The sequence below is a fragment of the Pantoea sp. SGAir0418 genome, from assembly GCF_043529865.1.
This window is the reverse complement of the sequence record NZ_CP027911.1, coordinates 740,054-756,857: the sequence shown is the minus strand read 5'-3', so window position 1 is coordinate 756,857 and position 16,804 is coordinate 740,054. Positions and strand designations below refer to the sequence as shown.

Here is a 16,804-nt window from a genome sequence, read left to right as displayed (position 1 = left end):
GCGTTATCCCAGTTTACGTGCGCCAGCCGTATCAAGACGGCAGATATGGACGAAGCCTTCCTCATTCTGCAGATAGTGCTGGCTCAGCCAGTCCGCCATCCGCTGTGCCGTTGCCATCTCGTTGCAAACGGCGAAAAGTGTCGGGCCAGAGCCCGAAATACCGCAGGCCAGCGCGCCAATGTCGCTGGCCGCCTGCCGCGCCTCAGCAAAGCCCGGCAGCAGTTTGGTGCGATACGGCTCGGCGATCACATCCTGCATCAGTTTAGCCGCCAGCAGCGGCTGACGGGTGTGGCAGGCGTGAATAAAGCCGGCCAGCAGACGACCATGTTTGATGGCATCCTGCTTGCGATACTGCGCCGGCAGGATGGCGCGTGCTTCCGCCGTGGAGACTTTGATGCCCGGATAAGCCATTACCCACAGCCAGTCAGCAAAGCACGGCACCTCCTGGCTGATGATCCCGTTCTCTTCAATCATCAGCTGTACGCCGCCGAGGAAGCACGGCGCGACGTTGTCATAGTGCACGCTGCCGGAGATGCGCCCTTCCAGCTCGCCCATCAGCGCCAGCAGCTCGGTGTCGTTAAGCGGCTGGCCGCAGAACTCATTCATCGCCATCAGGCCGGCCACCACCGAGCAGGCGCTGGAACCGAGGCCTGAACCAATCGGCATGTTTTTCTCCAGCGTCATCGCCACCGGAACGTCTTTACCAATCGCCTGGCAGAAACGCTGCCAGCACTGGTAAACGATGTTGTCCTGCGGATCGGCGGGCAGTTTGCTGACAAAGCGCCCTTTATTCTGCAGGCTAAACTGGTCTGCCGCTTCGACCGACACGCAGTCGCCCAGCAGCGAGCCATCCACCGGCGAAACCGCCGCGCCCAGCACATCAAAGCCGACGCTGACGTTACCTATCGAGGCCGGTGCATAAATTTTTACCATCATTAAACTCCCAACTTCCACGTCAGCGTGCGCAGCAAATCGGCAAACACACCCGCCGCGGTGACATCATTCCCCGCGCCATATCCGCGCAGAACCAGCGGAATCGGCTGATAATAGCGGCTGTAAAACGCCAGGGCGTTCTCGCCGTTCTTCACTTTGTACAGCGGATCGTTGCCGTCCACCGCATCGATTTTAACTTTGCAGGCGCCGCCCTCTTCAATCGCGCCGACGAAGCGTAACACTTTACCCTCATCACGCGCTTTGGCAACGCGCGCGGCAAAGGCGTTGTCCAGCTCCGGCAGCCGCGCCATAAACTGATCGACGTCGGCGATGTCCGTCAGGCTGGCGGGCAGCAGCGGTTCGATGTCGATGTCGCTCAGCTCCAGCTGATGACCCGCCTCACGCGCCAGAATCAGCAGCTTACGCGCCACGTCAGTACCGGACAGGTCGTCACGCGGATCCGGCTCGGTAAAGCCCAGCTCGCGCGCCATGCGGGTGGCTTCGGACAGCGTCACGCCCTCATCCAGCTTGCCGAAGATAAACGACAGCGAGCCCGACAGGATGCCGGAGAATTTGATCAGCTCATCGCCGGCGTTCAGCAGGTTCTGCAGGTTTTCAATCACCGGCAGACCGGCACCGACGTTGGTGTCGTAAAGGAACTTACGGCGCGATTTCGCCGCCGCCGCACGCATCTGCTGGTAGTAATTCCACGACGAGGTATTGGCCTTTTTATTCGGCGTGACCACGTGGAAACCTTCGGCGAGGAAGTCCGCGTACTGATCGGCCACCGCCTGGCTGGAGGTACAGTCGACGATCACCGGGTTGAGCAGATGGTACTCTTTCACCAGACGAATCAGCCGGCCGAGGTTAAACGGCTCTTTGGCTTCCGCCAGCGCCGCCTTCCAGTTGCTGAGGTCGATGCCGTGCACGTTGGTCAGCAGCGCATGCGAATTGGCGATGCCGCACACGCGCAGATCGATATGCTTGCCCTTCAGCCACGCCTGCTGACGGTGCAGCTGCTCAAGCAGCGCGCCGCCGACGCCGCCGACGCCCACCACAAACACTTCGATCACCTGATCGGTGGCGAACAGCATCTGATGCACCACGCGCACGCCGGTGGTGACGTCATCGTTGCTGACCACGACCGAAATGGAGCGCTCAGAGGAGCCCTGAGCAATCGCCACGATATTGATGTTGGCGCGTGCCAGCGCCGAGAAGAATTTAGCGGAGATGCCGCGCAGCGTGCGCATGCCGTCGCCCACCACCGAAATCACCGCCAGCTGCTCCAGCACGTCGAGCGGATCGAGCAGGCCATCTTTCAGTTCGAGGTAGAATTCCTCTTCCAGTACGCGACGCGCGCGCGCCTGCTCGCTCTGCGGCACGCAGAAGCTGATGCTGTATTCGGAGGAGGATTGGGTAATCAGCACCACGGAAATGCCGGTGCGCGACATCGCGGCAAACACGCGCGCCGCCATGCCCACCATCCCTTTCATGCCCGGACCGGAGACGTTAAACATCGCCATGTTATTAAGATTGGTGATGCCTTTTACCGGATTTTCATCCACTTCGCCTTCGCCGCCAATCAGGGTGCCTGGCGCCTGAGGATTGGCGGTATTTTTGATTAAGCATGGAATCTGGAACTGAGCAATCGGCGCGATGGTGCGCGGGTGCAGCACTTTGGCACCAAAGTAGGAGAGCTCCATCGCTTCCTGATAGGACATCGACTTCAGCAGACGCGCATCCGGTACCTGACGCGGATCGCAGGTGTAAACGCCATCGACATCGGTCCAGATTTCACAGCAGTCCGCGCGCAGACACGCCGCCAGCACGGCCGCCGAGTAGTCGGAGCCGTTGCGCCCCAGCACCACCAGCTCGCCCTTCTCATTGCCGGCGGTGAAGCCCGCCATCAGGATCATGTGGTCGGTCGGGATCTGGCTGGCCGCGATACGCCGGGTGGATTCGGCGATATCCACGGTCGATTCAAGATAGTGGCCCACCGCCAGCAGTTTTTCGACCGGATCGATCACCGTCACTTTGTGGCCGCGCGCCTGCAGCAGCGCTTCCATGATGGCTATCGACAGCTTCTCACCGCGACAGATAATGGCGGCGTTCACGGCATCCGGGCACTGACCCAGCAGGCTGATGCCGTGCAGCACCTGTTTCAGCTGGGCAAACTCCAGCTCAACGCGGGTTTTCAGGCCATCGTAATCGAAACCAGGCTGAGCGTCGGCCAGCCCCTGCAGCAGTTCGGCAAAAATGCGTTCGGCATCGCTGATATTCGGCAGCGCATCCTGGCCGCTGATGGTTTTCTCAATCATCGCTACCAGATGATTGGTGATTTTCGCTGGCGCAGAGAGCACGGTGGCAACCTGTCCCTGTTGCGCATTGCTTTCCAGAATATCTGCCACGCGGAGAAAACGTTCCGCATTGGCTACCGAGGTTCCGCCGAATTTCAGCACTCGCATGATTGAAGCTCTCCTGAATTTTTGCCGAAAAAAAAGCCCGCACTGTTGAGGTGCGGGCTTCTTTCTTTTGTTTTTCCTGTATGCGTCAGCCCGCACCGTTACCTGTGGTAATGGTGGTGGTAATAATAATGGTGGTGTTCAGGCTGTGGTTACGCATTGAGATTTTTTCTGTCTGTCTTTGTCTTGTCCGTCTGCCTTCCAGAAGTAAAGCAAAGCGCACGTTAAGTCAACGAATTTGTCTTTGCACCCGAATGGTGCTGCTGCGCAGTGCTGCGCCGCAGACGCCGAAACGGATTGCGATCGTTCAGGCAGCGTCACAGACGCCCGATCACTCACTGTCCGGCGCCGGTTTTCCCGAGCAATTATCTATAAGTTTTTTTTCTACGTCGTGCAGCAAACGGTGCAGCATGGCGCTGTCGCGCTGCTCCAGCAGACCGATGCGCTGATCGATCCAGTCCGCCAGCTTGGCATCATTGCTGACGTCCAGCGTCACCAGCAGCTGATGAAAGCGCTGGCGCAGCGCCTGCAGCTGCTGCGCGTTAGCCGCCTCAACCGGCGCGGCCGCTACCTGGTGCAGCGCCGACAGCTGATAGCAGTACACCATCACCGCCTGGCCGAGATTCAGTGAAGGATAGTCCTGCGCCATCGGAATGCCGGTCAGCAGATCGACCTGTTCCAGCTCCTCATTAGTCAGCCCGCTGTCTTCACGGCCAAACACCAGCGCGATACGATTCAGCCACTGACGCTTCTCCTGCAGGATGGTTTCGACCTGCGCCGGCGTGGCGTAATAGCGAAACTTCGCCCGGCTGCGGGCGGTAGTGGCCACGGAAAAATCGACATCCGCCAGCGCGGCGCTCAGCGTGTCATAGGTTTTCACGTGGTCAAGAATCTCACCGGCGCCGTGGGCTACACGCCGCGCGGCCGGATCCTGCCAGGCGTCACTGGCGACAATACGCAACTCGCTAAATCCCATGGTTTTCATGGCGCGGGCGGCCGCGCCGATATTCTCCGGGCGAGCGGGTGAGACAAGGATCAGGGGGAAATGCATGATTTTTCCATCGAACGGTTAATAACCCGACCTATGTTGGCATGCAGGCGACAAAATACCAACCGCACGGGCCTGAGAAAATAAGATGTTAAGGATGTTAAAACAGGGCAAAAATGCCGGGCAGGCGTAATTATGCGTAATAAGCAAAATTTATGCGCTAAACCCATATTAAAACATTATTTTTCATGCAATTGAAAAGTTATTACCTGCAGGTTTTACTTTTGCGCTGATGCAGCTGAAATGTAGCGAAAATGCTGCTTTTTGTGAGCTAAGCTGGCATTCCAGTAGAAGTTTTTCATAAAAGTGTTAACGTGCTACACTTGCATTTGATATAAGTCAACGAAGCGTTGTTTTTATGCTTATCGGTTGTTGTTGGTGCTGTTAGGTTGCTGTTAATACGGTTAGGATAAGCGCCAGTCCGATACCCACGGGGCACGCAAATATTCATCCTGACTGGCTGAGCTAACACTGAAGTTGACGTAGATGGATGGTGTATTCCGAAGATCATTTCGTACACCGGTTGCGAACGGCCCACTGTTCAGTGGAACAGTTATGGCAACCGCCGTACGCCCTGTTTTCGATTTGTTGGCAAATTTTAGGTAGCGAAACATGCAGACCCCGCACATTCTTATCGTTGAAGACGAACTGGTCACGCGTAACACCCTCAAAAGTATTTTTGAGGCCGAAGGTTACGTGGTCTATGAAGCCACCGACGGCGCCGAGATGCATCAGGTTTTGACCGATAACGACGTCAATCTGGTGATTATGGATATCAACCTGCCGGGCAAAAACGGTTTACTGCTGGCGCGTGAATTGCGCGAACAGGCTAACGTCGCCCTGATGTTCCTCACCGGCCGTGATAACGAAGTGGATAAAATCCTCGGTCTGGAGATCGGTGCCGACGACTACATCACCAAGCCATTTAATCCACGTGAGCTGACGATTCGTGCGCGCAACCTGCTGTCGCGTACCATGAATCTGGCGATGCCGAGCGAAGAGCGCCGTCAGGTCGAGAGCTATCGCTTCAACGGCTGGGAACTGGATATTAACAGCCGCTCGCTGATCAGCCCGAACGGCGATCAGTACAAGCTGCCGCGCAGTGAGTTCCGCGCCATGCTGCACTTCTGTGAAAATCCGGGCAAAATCCAGACGCGAGCTGACCTGCTGAAGAAGATGACCGGTCGCGAGCTGAAGCCGCATGACCGCACGGTGGATGTCACCATTCGCCGCATCCGCAAACACTTTGAGTCGACGCCGGATACGCCGGAAATCATCGCCACTATCCACGGCGAAGGCTACCGCTTCTGCGGCGAGCTGCAGGATTAAGCGTCCGTCGCGAAACAAAAAAACGCCCGTCAGGGCGTTTTTTTATCGGCTCAGTGCCACGGCATAATCGGCACCGCGCTCAGCGCATTTTTCGGTGAGCCATCGACCACTTTATCCGAATAGCTCAGGTACACCAGCGCATGACGTTTCTGGTCAAAGAAGCGCACTACCTGCAGCTTTTTAAACACCAGTGAAGTGCGTTTGCGGAACACCACTTCACCCTGCGCCTTGCCCTGCGCGATTTTATCGCTAAGCTCTATCGGTCCCACCTGCTGACAGGAGATGGCCGCGTCGGAAGTATCTTCCGCCAGACCCAGTCCGCCCTTAATACCGCCGGTTTTCGCCCGGCTGATATAACAGGTTACATTTTTAACGTCGGGGTCGTCGAAGGCTTCCACCACGATCTTATGATCGGGGCCAAACATCTTGAATACGGTGTCAACGGAGCCGATCTCCTCGGCCAGCACGCTCTGACTCAACATAAATGTTGCCAGCGTGACTATAAGATTGCGAGCTATTGTCATTGAGTTACCATTGCAAACGGAATAGATGTGAATGTAATGTACTGTTAATCGAACCGAGAACCAAACCTAACGGGTTTCAACCCGCATTGATGTAGCACAGTTAACTGGCAAACCACCCCCGCGCCGTTGTGCAATTCGTGCTACTATTCGGTGACTTCATCGTTGCGCCACCAGAGAGTTATGAGGATGTTTTATGGACCAAGCCGGTATCATTCGCGATTTGCTTGTCTGGCTGGAAAGCCATCTGGATCAACCCCTTTCGCTCGATAACGTTGCGCTAAAAGCGGGCTATTCCAAGTGGCACCTGCAGCGAATGTTCAAGGAAGTTACTGGCCACGCCATCGGCGCGTATATCCGCGCCCGCCGGCTGTCCAAGGCCGCCGTCGCGCTGCGTCTCACCAGCCGGCCAATCCTCGACATTGCGCTGCAGTATCGCTTCGATTCGCAGCAAACCTTTACCCGCGCGTTTAAAAAGCAGTTCAATCAGACACCTGCGTGGTATCGCCGCTCGTCGGAGTGGAATTCGTACGGCATTCGCCCGCCGATTCGTCTCGATGATTACCCGATGCCGCAAGCGCAGTTCGTCACGCTGCCGGAAACGGTGCTGGTGGGGCAAACGCAAAGCTATACCTGTACGCTGGAGCAGATCTCCAGCTACCGCGACGAGATGCGCATCCACTTCTGGAAGCAGTTCCTGCTGGAGACCGATACCGTGCCGCCGGTGCTGTACGGCCTGCATCAGGTACGCGCCAGCCATGAGAAGGATGATGAGCAGGAGATTCTGTACACCACGGCGGTGCCGGCCGACCAGCAGGCGCTGAGCATGCAGTCAAACCAGAGCGTGATTCTGGAAGCCGGGGATTATGTGCAGTTCAGCTATCAGGGACCGCGCACTGCACTGCAGGATTTTATTCTGCTGCTGTACGGCACCTGTATGCCGACCCTCGGCCTGGTGCGCCGTCAGGGCCAGGATATTGAGCGCTTCTATACGCACGGTGGCAAGAAGCGCAGCGAGCCGCCAATGGAGATTCGCTGCGAATATCTGATTCCGATTCGTCCGCAGCAGTAACGGGCGTTGCCGATGGTCGCCATGAATGGCGACCCTACAGAAAATTCACCGTTTGTCGCCGATGCGGATTGCCCATGCCCTCGTAGGGTGCGCATTCATGCGCACCGATACGCGATCATTGATACGCACCGATTCAACCGCAGCCTCATGCCTAACCGTTTGTCGCCGATGCGGATTGCCCGTGCACCCCGTAGGGTGCGCATTCATGCGCACCGATATGCGATCATTGATACGCACCGATACGCGGCCATTCTGCGCCGTGCGCTACCGCGCTTAACGCTGCAGCTCATCCAGCGCCGGGGCATCCAGATGCGACACATCACCGGCCGTCTCCACCACCCAGCCGGCGGCGAGCCAGGCGCTTTGCTGATGATCGACGCGCGAAATCGAGCAGTTACGCAGACGCAAACGGCGCTCCGCATGGGCCGGCAGCCCCAGAATGGTACTTACCAGCACACCCAGCGCCATGCCGTGGCTGACCAGCAGCGGACGGCTACCCGCCGGCAGATCGAGACAGGCGTTGAGCGCGGCATGCATGCGCGTCGCCATCTCCTCCATCGACTCGCCGCCCGGAATCCGGCCGCCTTCGGTGCCATCCACCAGCGCTTTACGCCAGCTCTCCTCTTCCGCCGTCAGGCCGTCGAGCGGACGCTGCTCCAGACAGCCCATATTGAGCTCGCGCAGGCGGGCATCCAGCGTTACCGTACAACCGCAGGCATCAGCGATAATCTCCGCGGTGCGCCGGGTACGTCCTAAATCGCTGGCAATCACGTGAGTAATGCCCAGCGATTTCACGCGCTCGCCCACCTGATGCGCCTGCTGCTCACCTTTATCCGTCAGCGGACTGTCGGACTGCCCCTGAATGCGTCGGGCCGCATTCCAAACCGTTTCACCGTGACGAACAAGATAGACCTGTAACATGCTTAATTTCCGTTATACTGCGACAAATTTGTCTTGAGGGTTCAGGTAATTATGTACCATGTTGTCGCAGCCACCATCAATCCGGCAAAAATCCGCGCAATTGCTCAGGCGTTCAACGACGTTTTCGGCGAAGGATCCTGCCATATTGAAGGGGTCGAGGTCGAGAGCGGCGTCGCCGCGCAGCCCTTAAGCGATGCCGAAACGCGAACTGGCGCACGCCAGCGTGTGGCGAACGCGCGTCATGTGCGGCCACAGGCGGATTACTGGGTGGCGATTGAAGCGGGCATCGAGGGCGACTGCGCCTTTGCCTGGATGGAGGTGGAGAATGCGCAGCAGCGCGGCGAATCCCGCTCCGCCAGCTTTACGCTGCCGCCGGTGGTGATGACCGGCCTGGCCGCCGGACGCGAACTCGGTGACGAGATGGCGCGCTTAACCGGCGTGGAGAATATCAAACACAAGGGCGGTGCGATTGGCGCCTTCACCCACGGCCTGCTGAGCCGCTCCAGCGTCTATCATCAGGCCCTGATTCTGGCGCTCTGTCCGTTCACTCACCCGCTGTATCAGCAGTAATCAGCTGCGCCCGAGGCGCGCTTCCAGCCAGCGTTTCAGCTCGGGCGGCGCCTCTTTCAGGCTATTGGATCCGCGGGTGATGGTGGCAATCCCGACGCCCAATTCGTTTTTCAGCTCGCGCTGACTGATATCACCGTTGATCAACGCTTCGATAATGCGCAGGCGCGTGCCTAAGGCTTCGCGCTCATCCGGCGTCATCATCAGCTGCAGCAGTGGCAGCGCTACGTCATCGGAAAACGCGTTGTGCATCAGGTCGATGAAACGCAGCCAGTTGTCTTCAACCGGCTGCGGGGAAAGGGGTTGGCTCATGAAGGCTTCCGTACTCATTAACGAGTACGGAAGCATAACACAGTCAGTAACGGCGATTCCACTCGCCGTCGGCGAGAATCTTATCCGGCTTGCCCATGAAGTAGCGGTAATAAGCATCGTAGGCCAGCACGTTTTTCACGTAGCCGCGGGTTTCCGAGAAGGGAATGGTTTCGATAAACGCCACCGCATCCAGTTTGCCGCCGCTGGTATTCAGCCAGCTGCGCACCCGCCCCGGGCCGGCATTGTAGGCGGCAGAAGAGAAGATGCGGTTCTGACCAAACTGCTGATAGACATACTCCAGATACTGCGTACCAATCTGAATATTGGTCTGCGGATCGAGCAGCTGGCTGCTGTTAACGTAACCCGGAATGTTATACATCTTCACGGTATGGCTGGCGGTGCCCGGCATCACCTGCATCAGGCCACTGGCGCCAACTGGTGAGCGCGCTTTCGGGTTCCACGCACTCTCCTGACGAGAGATCGCCATGGCGTAGCTTGGCGTGATGCCCTTATCGCTGGTGTATTGCTGATACAGATTGCGCCACGCCAGCGGGAAACGCTCTTTCAGGCTGTCCCACATTTTCGCGGTGATGGTGGCCTGCACGCTGAGATCCCACCAGTCCTGTTCATTGGCGTAGCGCGCCAGCATCTGCTGCTGGGTACGGGTTTTGCTGCTGATCAGATTGGCCCACTCGCTGCGCGCCAGGTTATCCAGCCCCCAGTACATCAGCTCGCGCACGCGCGCCATCTCCGGCCCCTGCACCACGCTATTGTCCGCCGCCGGAGCCTGATCCACCTGCAGCGGATACTCGACGCCCAGCCGCTGTGCCGCCACCATCGGATAGAAACCGCGCTGCTGCATCAGCTTACGCAGAATCTCTTCCGCTTCCTCTTTGCGCCCCTGCGCCATCAGTAAATCGGCCTGCCAGTACTGCCATTCATCTTTGTCTTTGGCTTCCACCGGCAGCCGGGCAATCCAGGTGTTCAGGCCGCGACGGTCGTTTTCACTCAGCGCCAGCCGCACGCGCCGCTCAATCAGCGCGGTGGATTCGCTGTTCATCACCACCGCATCGCGCCAGCGCGCCTGCTCCGAGGTGAGATCGGCACCCATCATGCGCCACACCACCGTCTCTTTCAGATCCTGCTCTTCCGCCGGGCTCATCTTCTGCGCCTGAACCAGCTGCGGGATCATCATGCGCGCATTGTCCATATCCTGACGCGCCACGCGGGCAAAGGCGTAGCTGGTGGCCATGCGGGTAAAATCGGTCGGGCCGAGGGTGCTGGCAAAGGTGGTGACGGTCTGGGGATTCTGCTGCAGCGCAATCAGCGCGCTGGCGGTGGTTTGATAATCCGCCGGCAGCATTTTCGCCAGGTAATTAACCAGGCTGTCGTTGCCGGCTTTCATCGCCAGGCGGATGCGTTCGAGGATGGTGATCGGCGACAGCTGCCCTGACGCCTGCCACACCGAGAACAGCTTGTCGCAGTCGTTCGGTAACGCGGTCCCGCGCAGCCAGATGGCTTTGGCCCCGTCAAACGCCGCCTGTTGCTGACCGGTCGCCCATTTGGCGTAGTACCAGTTACAGCGCGCCTGCACCGGCTTTGGCTCATCCGGGCTGAAGCTGAGCACGCCCGGCCAGTCCTGGCGGTGCGCCAGCACGTTAACAAAGCGCGTCTGCAGCGAACGCGCCGGCGGCAGCGTCGGATACTGCTGAATAAAGTTTTTCACCGCTAGCCCGGTCTCCTGATCGAGATCCTGCGCCAGCAGGCGGTACTGCAGGTACGGATAGAGCGGATAATCCTGCAGCGTTGGCATCAGCTGCTCAACCTGGTCCATCTTTTTGTTGTCCCAGGCCTGTTTGATTTGCGCATAGCGCTGTCGTTGCTGATCCAGCGAATCGGCCCACACGCTGCCGGCCGTGCTGACCAGACAGATCCCTATCATCCAGTTACGCCACTTCTCCACTCCGCTCTCCTCATTGCTGCGCTCCAGCTTATGCCGGACTCCCTTCATGCTAACCAGGCCAACCGGCTCTTGCCACGTTCTTCACAAAATTTACCCAGGCGCACCGTGATTGTTCAACGTCTGCGCCGCAATTGTGCAAATAATCATCAGAAAAACTTATTACCCATCAAATAGCTATGCGTTTTCATTCAGTTACAACTCTGGCACGTGCTTTGCTCTGTTGAATGCCATCTTGTATACCAGCTGGAATTCACTCATGGCATCGACCTTCGGTTTTACGCTTCAGGATTGGCAACGTTGCGCACAGCAGGATGCACAGCAGATCCCTGCACTGCTGGCCGCACATCTCGACGCACTCGATAACCAGGATAATGCCTGGCTGTACCTCGCTTCGCCAGCCCAGTTGCTGGCGCAGGTTGAACCGCTGCTGGCGGCGTATCAGCGCAATCCGGCCGCCCTGCCGCTGTTTGGCGTGCCGTTTGCCGTCAAAGACAACATCGACGTGGCAGGCTGGCCGACCACCGCCGCCTGCCCGGCGCTGACCTATCAGGCCGCAGCCGATGCCTTCGTGGTGGCCAGGCTGAAAGCGGCAGGCGCTATCGTCATCGGTAAAACCAACCTCGATCAGTACGCGACCGGTCTGGTTGGCACCCGCTCGCCGTATGGCGCGGTGAGCAACACCTTTAATCCGGCCTACGTCAGCGGCGGTTCCAGCTCCGGCTCCGCGTCAGTGCTGGCGCGCGGCCTGGTCGGCTTCTCGCTCGGCACCGATACCGCCGGCTCCGGCCGCGTGCCGGCAGGTTTTAACAATATCGTCGGGCTGAAGCCGACCAAAGGCTGGTTCTCGGCCAGCGGCGTGGTACCGGCCTGCCGTCTCAATGACACCATCTCGGTGTTCGCCCTGACGGTTGCCGATGCCTTTAGCGTCGCCAGCATCGCGGGCGGCTACGACGCCGGTGACGCCTACGCGCGCCAGTCGCTACGCAGCGCACCGGCCAGTTTCCAGCCGCAACCCTCGCTGGCGATCCCTGCCGCGCCGCAGTTTTACGGTGACCAGCAGGCGGAAGCGGCGTGGCTCAGCGCGCTGGAGCAGCTTACGGCGAGCGGTGCGACGCTGCACCCTATCGACTTCGCCCCTTTCCATCAGCTGGCAGAGCAGCTCTATTACGGCCCGTGGGTGGCCGAGCGCACCGTGGCGGTCGGCGAGATGCTCGACCGCCCGGAAGAGATGGATCCGGTGGTGTACGGCATCGTCAGCAGCGGCCGCCAGTACAGCGCCGTCGAGGCGTATCAGGCCGAATACCTGCGCGCCGAACTGACGCGCCAGATCCAGCAGACGCTGGCCCGGTTCGATGCGCTGGTGGTGCCGACCTCGCCCACCATCCATACGCTGGAAGAGATGCAGCAGGAGCCGGTGCACTACAACTCGCAGTTCGGCACCTATACCAACTTCACGAACCTGGCCGATCTCAGCGCGCTGGCGCTGCCTGGCCCGTTCCGCGCCGATGGGCTGCCTGCGGGCATCACGCTGATCGCCCCGGCGTGGCACGACCGCGCGCTGGCGACGTTTGGCCTGCGCTGGCAGCAGCAGCTGGCGCTGCCGCTCGGGGCCACCGGCAAAGCACTGCCGCCGCAGCCCGCCGCGCTGCCACCGTCGCCTGACCACGTGCGCGTGGCGGTGGTCGGCGCTCATCTCACCGGCATGCCGCTGAATTTCCAGCTCACCACGCGTCAGGCGGTGTGGGTCGAAGAGACGCAAACCGCCAGCCACTATCGCCTGTTCGCCCTGCTCGATGGCCCGATCAAAAAGCCCGGCCTGCTGCGCGGCGACAGCGGCGCCGCCATCACCGTTGAACTGTGGGACATCCCGCTGGCGCGCTTTGGCGAATTCGTCGCGGAAATCCCGGCACCGCTCGGCATCGGCTCGCTGACGCTGGCGGATGGACGCATCGTGAAAGGCTTTATCTGCGAACCGGCAGCGCTGACGCAGGCGCTGGAAATCACTGAATTCGGCGGCTGGCGCAACTGGCTGACGTCACAGGGGAATCACTAATCATGTTCAGCACCGTTCTGATTGCTAACCGTGGCGAAATCGCCTGTCGTGCCATCCGCACCCTGAAGCGCCTCGGCGTAACCAGCGTGGCGGTCTATTCGGATGCCGACCGCAATGCGCGTCACGTTACCGAAGCCGATGTGGCCATCGCCCTTGGCGGTGACAAAGCCAGCGACAGCTATCTGCGCATCGACAAAATTCTGGCCGCTGCGCAGCAAAGCGGCGCGCAGGCCATCTGGCCCGGCTACGGTTTTCTGTCGGAGAGCCTGCCGTTCGCCGCCGCCTGCGAAGAGGCCGGCATCGCGTTTGTCGGCCCGACCGCACAGCAGATCGGCGAATTTGGTCTCAAGCATCGCGCCCGTGAGCTGGCGGCCAGCGCTGGCGTGCCGATGACGCCGGGCACGCCACTGCTCAGTTCGCTGCAGGACGCACTCAGCGCGGCGGAAGACATTGGCTATCCGGTGATGCTGAAAAGCACCGCCGGTGGCGGCGGCATCGGTCTGACCCGCTGCGCCGACGCCACGGCCCTGGAGAACGCGTGGGAGAGCGTGCGTCGCCTGGGGGAACAGTTTTTCAGCGATGCCGGCGTGTTTCTTGAACGCTGCATTGATCGTGCGCGCCACGTGGAAGTGCAGATTTTTGGCGACGGCAAGGGCAAGGTGATTGCGCTGGGCGAACGCGACTGTTCGCTGCAGCGCCGCAATCAGAAGGTGGTGGAAGAGACGCCGGCCCCTAATCTGCCGCAGGCCACGCGTGAAGCGCTGCTGGCTTCAGCGGTGCGGCTGGGCGAGCTGGTTAATTACCGCAGCGCCGGCACCGTGGAGTACATCTATGACGCCGCGCAGGACGCGTTTTATTTCCTCGAAGTGAACACCCGCCTGCAGGTGGAGCATCCGGTGACCGAGTGCGTCACCGGTCTTGACCTGGTGGAGTGCATGCTGCAGGTGGCGGCGGACGATGCCATCGACTGGGATCGTCTGCAGCAGGCACCGCACGGCGCATCGATTGAGGTGCGGCTGTACGCCGAAGATCCGCTGAAAAACTTCCAGCCGAGCCCGGGCGTGTTAACCCACGTCAGCTTCCCGCCGGGGGTGCGCGTCGACGGCTGGATCGAGACCGGCAGCGAAGTGACGGCGTTTTACGATCCGATGGTAGCCAAACTGATCGTGCATGGCGAAACGCGCGACGCCGCGCTGGCGAAGCTGCAGCAGGCGCTCAATGCCACCCAACTGCACGGCATCGCCACCAATCTCGACTATCTGCGTCAGATCGTGGCGACCGACGCCTTCCGCAGCGGCAACGTCTGGACGCGCTTCCTTGACGGCTTTACGCCGGCGGCCAGCGTCATCGAAGTGCTGCAGCCGGGCACGTTCAGCAGCATTCAGGACTTTCCCGGCCGCCTGGGCTACTGGGACATCGGCGTGCCGCCGTCCGGCCCGATGGATGACTTCGCCTTCCGCCTGGCCAACCGTATCGTCGGCAACCACGCCTGCGCCGCCGGGCTGGAGTTCACCCTGCAGGGCCCGACGCTGCGCTTCCACAGCGATGCGCTGATCGCGCTGACCGGTGCCGACTGTCCGGCCGATCTCGACGGCAGCGCGGTCGACTACTGGCAGCCGGTGGCGGTGAAAGCCGGACAAACCCTGACGCTGGGCCGCGCGCAGAGCGGCTGCCGCACCTATTTAGCGGTGCGTAATGGTTTCGACGTGCCGGAATACCTCGGCAGCCGCGCCACCTTCTCGCTGGGCCAGTTTGGCGGCCACGCCGGACGCACGCTGCGCGTCGCCGACATGCTGCCGATCTCCCAGCCAGCGCTCGCCGCCTGCACCACGCCAGCCCCGGTCAGCGAACCTGAAGCGCTGGATCGCGCGCTGGTGCCGCACTACGGCAGCGAATGGCGCATTGGCGTGCTGTACGGCCCGCACGGCGCACCGGATTTCTTCACCCAGGCTGCCATCGATGAGTTCTTTGCCAGCGACTGGCAGGTGCATTACAACTCCAACCGGCTGGGCGTCCGTCTGGTCGGGCCTAAACCCAGCTGGACGCGCGCTAACGGCGGTGAAGCCGGGCTGCATCCGTCTAACGTACACGACTGCGAATACGCCATCGGCGCGGTGAACTTTACCGGTGACTTCCCGGTGATCCTGACGCACGACGGCCCAAGCCTTGGTGGCTTCGTCTGCCCGGTCACCATCGCCAAAGCCGAGCTGTGGAAAGTCGGCCAGGTCAAACCGGGCGATCGCATCCGCTTCCACCCGATCAGCGCCGACGAAGCGGTCGCGCTGGAGAAAGCCCAGGCGCACAGCGTAACCACGCTGCGCAGCCAGCACGCACCGGCCTTCGCGGTGCCGTCGCTGGCGGCGAGCGACATCGGTTCTGCCACCCTGTTAGCGGCGCTGCCGGCAACCGCCACCACGCCTGCGGCGGTCTACCGCCAGGCGGGCGACAAATATGTGCTGATTGAGTACGGCGATAACGTGCTGGATCTGGCGCTGCGCCTGCGCGTACACCTGCTGATGCAGGCGCTGCGCCAGCGTGCAGAGCCCGGCATTGAAGAGCTGTCGCCCGGCGTGCGCTCGCTGCAGGTGCGCTATGACAGCCTGGTGATCGGTCAGCAGCAGTTGATGACGCTGCTGCTGGAGCTGGAAGCCGGGCTGGGCGACGTCAGCGCGCTGAAAGTGCCGTCGCGCATCGTCTGGCTGCCGATGGCGTTTGAAGACAGCGCCACACTCGGCGCGGTGGAGCGTTACAAAGAGACGGTTCGCGCCAGCGCGCCGTGGCTGCCGAATAACGTTGACTTCATTCAGCGCATCAATGGACTGGCGAGCCGCGAAGCGGTACGCGACACCCTGTTTGCCGCCAGCTATCTGATTCTCGGTCTCGGCGATGTCTATCTCGGCGCGCCGTGCGCGGTACCGATCGATCCGCGCCATCGCCTGCTGAGTTCCAAATACAGCCCGGCGCGCACCTTTACCGCCGAAGGCACGGTGGGCATTGGCGGTATGTACATGTGCATCTACGGCATGGATTCACCGGGCGGCTATCAGCTGGTGGGGCGCACGCTGCCCATCTGGAACAAGTTCCTGCAAAACGATCAGTTTGCCGCCGGCGAACCCTGGCTGCTGCGCTTCTTTGACCAGGTGCGTTTCTATCCGGTGAGCGAAGCGGAACTGACGCAGCTGCGCGACGATTTCCGCGCCGGTCGCGCCCGCATTCGCATCGAGCAGAGCGAGTTTGATTTTGCGGCCCATCAGCAGTTCCTCGCCGACAACGCGCCGGAAATCAGTGCCTTCCGCAAACGTCAGGCCGCAGCGTTTGAGCAGGAAGTCACGCTGTGGGCGCAGGAAGAGCAGGAAGCGCCGCTCACCCGTGAAGAGACGCTGGTGGTCGCCGACGCAGAGGACGACGCGCTGGCAGTGTGCGCTGACATGAACGGCAACATCTGGAAAGTGCTGGTTGCGCCGGGCGATACGGTGCAGGCCGGCCAGACGCTGATCATCGTGGAAGCGATGAAGATGGAGCTGGCGATTGTCGCGCCGCAGGCCGGCACGGTGAAACGCATTGCCTGCCAGGCGGGCCGTCCGGTAAGTCCGGGCGACACCCTGCTGTGGCTGGCTTAAGGA

At 60.5% G+C, this 16,804-nt stretch carries 13 protein-coding genes and 1 other annotated feature; of the genes, 5 read left to right on the top strand and 8 right to left on the bottom strand.

The features are described from left to right. Nucleotides 1-3: 3 nt before the first annotated feature. The 4 genes from thrB to C1N84_RS03435 all read right to left on the bottom strand — a co-directional run bounded on the left by thrB (nucleotide 4) and on the right by C1N84_RS03435 (nucleotide 4,446). The gene (gene thrB / locus C1N84_RS03450; protein WP_264443602.1) at nucleotides 4-933 is read right to left on the bottom strand and encodes a homoserine kinase; all 930 of its coding nucleotides are present in this window, start codon (nucleotides 931-933) and stop codon (nucleotides 4-6) included. Nucleotides 934-935: 2 nt separating this feature from the next. Continuing rightward, nucleotides 936-3,398, bottom strand: a complete 2,463-nt coding sequence (gene thrA / locus C1N84_RS03445) for a bifunctional aspartate kinase/homoserine dehydrogenase I (protein WP_021508654.1) — start codon at nucleotides 3,396-3,398, stop codon at nucleotides 936-938. Nucleotides 3,399-3,424: 26 nt separating this feature from the next. Further along, nucleotides 3,425-3,548 (bottom strand) — a sequence feature (Thr leader region). Then, on the bottom strand, nucleotides 3,484-3,555 hold the full coding sequence (thrL, locus tag C1N84_RS03440; protein ID WP_128601299.1) for a thr operon leader peptide: 72 nt from the start codon (nucleotides 3,553-3,555) through the stop codon (nucleotides 3,484-3,486). Its footprint overlaps the feature before it by 65 nt. Nucleotides 3,556-3,726: 171 nt before the next feature. Then, nucleotides 3,727-4,446, bottom strand: a complete 720-nt coding sequence (locus C1N84_RS03435; RefSeq protein WP_104093702.1) for a tRNA/rRNA methyltransferase — start codon at nucleotides 4,444-4,446, stop codon at nucleotides 3,727-3,729. Nucleotides 4,447-5,055: 609 nt separating this feature from the next. Between C1N84_RS03435 and arcA the strand changes: the two genes are divergently transcribed. Then, entirely contained in the window at nucleotides 5,056-5,772 is a 717-nt protein-coding gene (gene arcA / locus C1N84_RS03430; protein ID WP_021508652.1) for a two-component system response regulator ArcA, read from the top strand. A 50-nt stretch (nucleotides 5,773-5,822) separates the two neighbouring features. Here the strand turns inward: arcA and creA are convergent, their stop codons facing one another. After that, nucleotides 5,823-6,296, bottom strand: coding sequence for a protein CreA (gene creA, locus C1N84_RS03425; RefSeq protein ID WP_022548913.1), 474 nt, complete (start codon nucleotides 6,294-6,296; stop codon nucleotides 5,823-5,825). A gap of 193 nt (nucleotides 6,297-6,489) precedes the next feature. Here creA and robA point away from each other — a divergent pair, with 193 nt between their 5' ends. Continuing rightward, nucleotides 6,490-7,365 carry an MDR efflux pump AcrAB transcriptional activator RobA gene (gene robA, locus C1N84_RS03420; protein WP_159377894.1) on the top strand — a complete coding sequence of 292 codons (876 nt, stop codon included), beginning with the start codon at nucleotides 6,490-6,492 and terminating at the stop codon, nucleotides 7,363-7,365. Between the two features lie 273 nt (nucleotides 7,366-7,638). Here the strand turns inward: robA and gpmB are convergent, their stop codons facing one another. After that, on the bottom strand, nucleotides 7,639-8,286 hold the full coding sequence (gpmB, locus tag C1N84_RS03415; RefSeq protein WP_021508687.1) for a 2,3-diphosphoglycerate-dependent phosphoglycerate mutase GpmB: 648 nt from the start codon (nucleotides 8,284-8,286) through the stop codon (nucleotides 7,639-7,641). Nucleotides 8,287-8,337: 51 nt separating this feature from the next. On the opposite strand from gpmB, the gene yjjX reads away from it, so the two are divergent. Continuing rightward, nucleotides 8,338-8,856 carry an inosine/xanthosine triphosphatase gene (gene yjjX / locus C1N84_RS03410; RefSeq protein ID WP_394541732.1) on the top strand — a complete coding sequence of 173 codons (519 nt, stop codon included), beginning with the start codon at nucleotides 8,338-8,340 and terminating at the stop codon, nucleotides 8,854-8,856. Here yjjX and trpR read toward each other — a convergent pair whose 3' ends face one another. Both trpR and sltY read right to left on the bottom strand, forming a co-directional pair. Beyond that, nucleotides 8,857-9,165 carry a trp operon repressor gene (gene trpR / locus C1N84_RS03405; protein ID WP_021508685.1) on the bottom strand — a complete coding sequence of 103 codons (309 nt, stop codon included), beginning with the start codon at nucleotides 9,163-9,165 and terminating at the stop codon, nucleotides 8,857-8,859. A 43-nt stretch (nucleotides 9,166-9,208) separates the two neighbouring features. Beyond that, nucleotides 9,209-11,128: a murein transglycosylase gene (gene sltY / locus C1N84_RS03400; protein WP_264443597.1), complete on the bottom strand. Its 1,920-nt coding sequence runs from the start codon at nucleotides 11,126-11,128 to the stop codon at nucleotides 9,209-9,211. A gap of 256 nt (nucleotides 11,129-11,384) precedes the next feature. Between sltY and atzF the strand changes: the two genes are divergently transcribed. Further along, a complete protein-coding gene (atzF, locus tag C1N84_RS03395; RefSeq protein ID WP_104093705.1) occupies nucleotides 11,385-13,181 on the top strand; it encodes an allophanate hydrolase in 1,797 nt (598 codons plus the stop codon). Nucleotides 13,182-13,183: 2 nt separating this feature from the next. Then, nucleotides 13,184-16,801: an urea carboxylase gene (gene uca / locus C1N84_RS03390; RefSeq protein WP_264442006.1), complete on the top strand. Its 3,618-nt coding sequence runs from the start codon at nucleotides 13,184-13,186 to the stop codon at nucleotides 16,799-16,801. The last annotated feature ends 3 nt before the right edge of the window (nucleotides 16,802-16,804 follow it).

What these genes read in the sequence shown, in the direction of transcription:
- thrB (WP_264443602.1), bottom strand. Translation starts at nt 933, where the DNA reads ATGGTAAAAATTTATGCACCGGCCTCGATAGGTAACGTCAGCGTCGGC.
- thrA (WP_021508654.1), bottom strand. Translation starts at nt 3,398, where the DNA reads ATGCGAGTGCTGAAATTCGGCGGAACCTCGGTAGCCAATGCGGAACGT.
- C1N84_RS03435 (WP_104093702.1), bottom strand. Translation starts at nt 4,446, where the DNA reads ATGCATTTCCCCCTGATCCTTGTCTCACCCGCTCGCCCGGAGAATATC.
- arcA (WP_021508652.1), top strand. Translation starts at nt 5,056, where the DNA reads ATGCAGACCCCGCACATTCTTATCGTTGAAGACGAACTGGTCACGCGT.
- creA (WP_022548913.1), bottom strand. Translation starts at nt 6,296, where the DNA reads ATGACAATAGCTCGCAATCTTATAGTCACGCTGGCAACATTTATGTTG.
- robA (WP_159377894.1), top strand. Translation starts at nt 6,490, where the DNA reads ATGGACCAAGCCGGTATCATTCGCGATTTGCTTGTCTGGCTGGAAAGC.
- gpmB (WP_021508687.1), bottom strand. Translation starts at nt 8,286, where the DNA reads ATGTTACAGGTCTATCTTGTTCGTCACGGTGAAACGGTTTGGAATGCG.
- yjjX (WP_394541732.1), top strand. Translation starts at nt 8,338, where the DNA reads ATGTACCATGTTGTCGCAGCCACCATCAATCCGGCAAAAATCCGCGCA.
- trpR (WP_021508685.1), bottom strand. Translation starts at nt 9,165, where the DNA reads ATGAGCCAACCCCTTTCCCCGCAGCCGGTTGAAGACAACTGGCTGCGT.
- atzF (WP_104093705.1), top strand. Translation starts at nt 11,385, where the DNA reads ATGGCATCGACCTTCGGTTTTACGCTTCAGGATTGGCAACGTTGCGCA.
- uca (WP_264442006.1), top strand. Translation starts at nt 13,184, where the DNA reads ATGTTCAGCACCGTTCTGATTGCTAACCGTGGCGAAATCGCCTGTCGT.